Source organism: Arthrobacter sp. B0427-1-12 (genome assembly GCF_059092905.1).
Map to the genome: position 1 here is coordinate 1 of NZ_JBNHIC010000110.1, position 5,016 is coordinate 5,016.

At 51.7% G+C, this 5,016-nt stretch carries 4 protein-coding genes; all 4 read left to right on the top strand.

Annotation, left to right across the window (positions count from 1 at the left end):
- Positions 1–353: 353 nt before the first annotated feature.
- The 4 genes from AC5RWU_RS23640 (at position 354) to AC5RWU_RS23655 (ending at position 4,765) form a co-directional block, all read left to right on the top strand.
- Positions 354–1,304, top strand: coding sequence for a nitroreductase family protein (locus AC5RWU_RS23640; RefSeq protein ID WP_493986613.1), 951 nt, complete (start codon positions 354–356; stop codon positions 1,302–1,304).
- Positions 1,305–1,546: 242 nt separating this feature from the next.
- Positions 1,547–2,677: a polysaccharide pyruvyl transferase family protein gene (locus AC5RWU_RS23645; RefSeq protein WP_493986615.1), complete on the top strand. Its 1,131-nt coding sequence runs from the start codon at positions 1,547–1,549 to the stop codon at positions 2,675–2,677.
- Between the two features lie 340 nt (positions 2,678–3,017).
- The gene (locus AC5RWU_RS23650; protein WP_493986616.1) at positions 3,018–3,251 is read left to right on the top strand and encodes an acyltransferase; all 234 of its coding nucleotides are present in this window, start codon (positions 3,018–3,020) and stop codon (positions 3,249–3,251) included.
- Between the two features lie 71 nt (positions 3,252–3,322).
- A complete protein-coding gene (locus tag AC5RWU_RS23655) occupies positions 3,323–4,765 on the top strand; it encodes a lipopolysaccharide biosynthesis protein (protein WP_493986614.1) in 1,443 nt (480 codons plus the stop codon).
- Positions 4,766–5,016: the final 251 nt, after the last annotated feature.

A 5,016-nucleotide genomic window follows, 5' to 3' on the forward strand; every position in this document is an offset into this window, starting at 1 on the left:
GAACCCTTCCTGCGCCTGAACGCCGAAGCCAGGGACAAAGCCACCATGGAAACCATCCGCGACCGCGTCCTGGCCCTCGTCCGCCAGGACACCACAGGGCACAACGCATGAACGCCGAACACCCGCTTACGAAACAGGCATTGATCGAGGTTAGGAGACATAGTGCAAGAGCTCATCCATGAGACGATCGGAAAACCTCGCATCCGCTAAGTTACAATCTGCCGCCACCCCGACAGAGCCAAAGCGTTGACCGTCACCAACTTCACGCAACGATGAGCATACCGCGATTCGATATCATTATTTGTGTGTCGTCATGAGGCGCATGGATTTAAGCCAGTTAGCAAAGGACAGACGTGATAGAAAATATCAAAAACGCAATACCGCACGAATGGAAATCTTATATTCGGCGATCAATTCAGACTTATGAAACTCTTCGAGAGTACTGCCTCGATTTCCGGAATTACAACAACCACAGCGCCCCAACTGACGCAGGCGCCAATGCTAGGGTGTCCGCAAAGAACCTGGAAGCTCAACTCACAAAGGACTACCACAGGGTAGAAAAAGGGCTTTCCTTGCGCGAGCCCCGTCGCCCCTTCGGTGCGGGCGTCGAAACTCGATTCGATCGACTCATACCGGCCGCAACACAGTCTGAATCTCGCCCGCACTATTTGGAACACGCTTTGTCAGCGGCAGAAGCGTTAAGAAATTGGAATTCCAATGGAGAAATCGACAGCATCGTCAGTCCGGTGCGGCCAGACCACCACGCTCTCTCCCCTGATGAAGTCAAGGAATTTATTGAAAGCAGACGCAGCGTACGAGATTTTGATAATGACCGTCCTGTAAGCATTGAAACTGTTGAGAACGCCATCCGCCTGGCCACGCACACGCCCTCAGTATGCAACCGGCAAGCAGGTCGAGTTCATTTTTACAACGACCAATCGAGAGTAAAGCGGATACTTGCCCACCAGAACGGTAACGCTGGCTTCAGAAATCAAATCCAGAATCTTGCCATAGTTACGGTCGAAAGGGGCCTGTTCGCCGGTGCAGGCGAACGAAATCAGCGGTGGATCGACGGAGGCCTCTTCGCGATGACGCTGGTGTGGGCCCTGCATGGTCATGGCCTTGCAACCTGTATGCTCAACTGGTCCATGAGCAACAGCCAGAGTCATCGACTCCGGTTAGAGTCATCAATCGATGACAGCGAAGACATAATCTGCCTGATTGCTATTGGATATCCATCTTCAAATGCTCGGGTCGCGAGATCACCTCGCCGTTCCATTGAAGAAACAGCGACTTTCCACTGATATACGAATGTCGAACCCATCCTCATGGCATCAATCGGCTTTGCTGTCTGCAATCTTTCCTGTCTGTGATGAACTATCTATGAAATCGTCTCAGGTCAGAAGAGGAACTCTTGAAACGATCTGACGAACACAACTCGCCTTCTATACCTAACTATGAGCAACATAGGGAACGCATGATAAAATTAGCTCGAGCGACCTCGGACTTTATAAAGCTGACAGTACTTCCAAAAGTTTACCCCTTCATGGGTTCCGAACGATGTGAATCCCCAAGACCGCCGTATTCCTTGCTCATCCCCGCTCCGGGCGCAGGAAATATAGGCGATCAGGCCATGCTTGAATCATTTATTGAAAATGTTCCCGGGACCATCGTGATAGTCGCAACCAAAGGCGATGAGATCAGCGTACCTCATGTGGCACATGGGCGAATTACAATAATCGATCTGCCAAACTTGATATACGGACGGACGGATGTAAGCCATATCAGAGACGTAAGGCGTTTCAACTGGCTTCTGAGAGGTGCATCGTCTTTGTCCATCATCGGCGCCGACATCATGGACGGCGCTTACAATGTGACCCCCTCGGTCCGCCGAGCTGCACTTGCTCGGCTTGCCAAGTCGGCTGACGTTCCCTCCAGAGTGCTCGGCTTCAGCTGGAACGGAAAGGCCAATCCCTACGCACGAAAAGCTCTTCAACAGGCCTCGGCCACCGGAGTCGAGCTAATGCTGCGCGATCCGGTGTCACATTCCAGAAGTCAGCAGGACAACCTATCCAATACTATTCAGACCGCAGACATTGTCTTTTGTGGCAGAACGGTTACCACTCCGCGTGACCTTCCATTCTCAGCCGACTTCCCCCGCGATTTAGCCCTGGTAAATATTAGTGCGCACATTGAGAACAGTGTCAGACAAATTGATGAATATCGGGTCATTATTGATCAGCTTGTTCAGCAAGGAATGAATGTTCTCCTGGTGCCACATGTTAGCCGCCCATCATCGGATGACATCGAATTATCGCGCGCTCTTCTCGCACAGATAGACTCAGAGCAGGTTCGGATGCTCGATCGCCTGCTCTCCCCTTCCGAGATCCGCGGACTATGCAAGATCTCTACCATCGTGATTACCGGCAGAATGCACCTCTCGATTATGGCGCTGTCACAAGAGGTGCCAGCAATAGTCCTGTCGAGTCAGGGAAAGGTAGAGGGCCTTGCCCAAATGTTTGCAGGTTCTGCCTTTTGCATTGAGCCAAATCCCGGTTTTGGCGACAATATCGCTGACCTGATCCCCAAAGCCATCGAGAACCGACGAGGCATTCGAGAGCAGCTTGATCTGGTCAGGCCGCTGTCGGCTAGAAACTTTTCAGGAATCAGCACATAGCTCTCTGGACTTTTTGCGGGATGAAGTGAACTCTAACTCTCGCGGATTCGCAATCCGATCAGAACAGTACTGATAGAGTCCTACTGTGACTTTGCCAGATCGTCTCGTGAATATGCTTATTCCCTCGCCTTTACTATCTATGTCCTTACGAAGGACGTTGCTTCGGATTCTCGGCGCGTCAGTGTCCGAAGCTCGCATCGGACATGGCGGAACCTACATGGGAGACCTTAGGCAACTAACTGTTGAAGCGGGGGTGTTCGTAAATTGCAACGTGTCCTTTTACTGCACCGGCGGAATCACCCTCGAACGCAATGTTTCCATCGGGCCCAACAGCCTAATTATGACTGGCACCCATGAAATCGGTAACGGGCGTAAGAGGGCTTCGGATCCAACAACATTCGCCCCAGTGAGAATTGCTAGCGGTGCTTGGATCGGTGCAGGGGTGATAATTCAGGCAGGAGTCTCAATCGGTCAAGGCTGTGTAATCGCAAATGGTGCGGTTGTCACCGCTGACTGCCTACCGAACGCCCTCTACGGTGGGGTTCCGGCACGAAAGATTCGGGATCTGGAATAATCTAGCCGACTTACTCAACTAAGCGCTACACGAAGACTTAGCCGTATCACATGTAGAACGGAACGACTCACATGAGCTTAGCTCGAACGGCTTCGCGGGGTGCTGCATTTTCATTCATAGCCCAAGCCTTTTCATTTGTTATCACAATAACGAATCTAGCGATTGTCGCCCGAATATTAACACCGTATGATTATGGCCTAGTCAGCATGGTGACTGCTATTGCGGGAATTGCCCTGGTGCTGGCCGACTTCGGCCTCTCAATGGTCACGATTCAGGCTCAGAATATTTCTCACCAGCAGAAATCAAATCTATTCTGGATAAGCACGGGGCTAGGCTTGCTCTTAAGTCTTTCACTTTTTCTGTCTGCTCCATTGATTGCCGCTTTCTATGACATCCCCGAACTGGATCCCATCGCCAAGTGGATGTCCATCGTGTTCCTCCTACATCCGATAATGGCGCAGTTTCGTGCCCAACTGACGCACGATCTCCGGTTCAAGACGCTAGGCGTTGTTGAAGTCTTGGCGAATTTTCTTGCCCTGCTGGTGGCAGTAGTAACGGCCATGAGCGACTTCGGCTACTGGGCCCTGGTTGCTCACCAGATATCTCTCGCTCTTGGGTTGCTCGTACTTTTTGCAGCCACGGCAAAATGGATGCCGTCAATGCCTAGAAGAGCAGCTGGCATGAAGGCATTCCTTGCTTTCGGCGGTAACACCTTGGGTATACAAGTGCTAAATTACGCAACAAATAATTTTGACGCTGTGTTGGTGGGGCGATATTGGGGCAGCACAGAACTAGGTGCCTACTCTCGAGCGGTCCAGCTATTCAGGGTACCTCTGCAGCAACTTGGTCAGCCAATGTCACGCGTTGCCCTTCCGATACTTTCGCGACTACATGGTACGGACGATTACGCCAAGTACGCCTACAGGGCTCAACTAATAGTGGTTTATGTCATCGGTGGTTTATTTGCGGGCCTAATTCCCCACGCCCCATACATCACTGAAGGTGTGTTGGGTTCCGGCTGGGAGGCAACTACGCCGATACTTATGATTCTGGCCAGCGGTGGTGTATTTCAGGCTCTCGGCTATGCCTATTATTGGATATTTGTCTCCAGCGCTAATAACGGGATTCAGCTTAGAGTCACCATAGTATCCCGAGTTGTAATGCTGCTGATGATGTGGGGCGGTGCAATGATCTCACCGGCACATGTCGCATTAGCAGTTTCCCTCGGTCTGCTTCTGAATTGGCTGCTGCTCACTGTCATCGCCATTCCGCGCACGGGTCTTTCCGTTTGGCCTCTTACGGCTTCTGCACTTCGGGCATTGCTCCTACTGTCTCTTATGACGGCACTGACGTTGTTTGTTCAGCAATTTGACTTCTTCCCCCGTGGAATAGTTGCTGGAGTATCGCTGACTCTAATAATTCAGTTGGCAGTTGTGACGGGCACCGTTATCACTGTTCGGCCGATCCGTTCCGACGCGATCGCCATCGTTAGGGCAATTAGGGCATTTCGCTAATGGAACTCTCGAAGGCCTATCCGGGTGTGAACGCGCATTTGGGATGGCAGATAGCGTGAGTTGGTACTGGTAGTCCGGGTTGTTGGTGTGTGATCTCGTCACATCGTGGACACTGGATCTCGTCACTTCGGGGACGCTGAATCTCAGGGCTTCGTGTGTCTTGTCTCAAGACATCATGGACACACGATCTCATGACATCGTGGACACGATGTCTCACTGCTTCGGGGACAGGTGTCGCGGCCGTGGTGGGT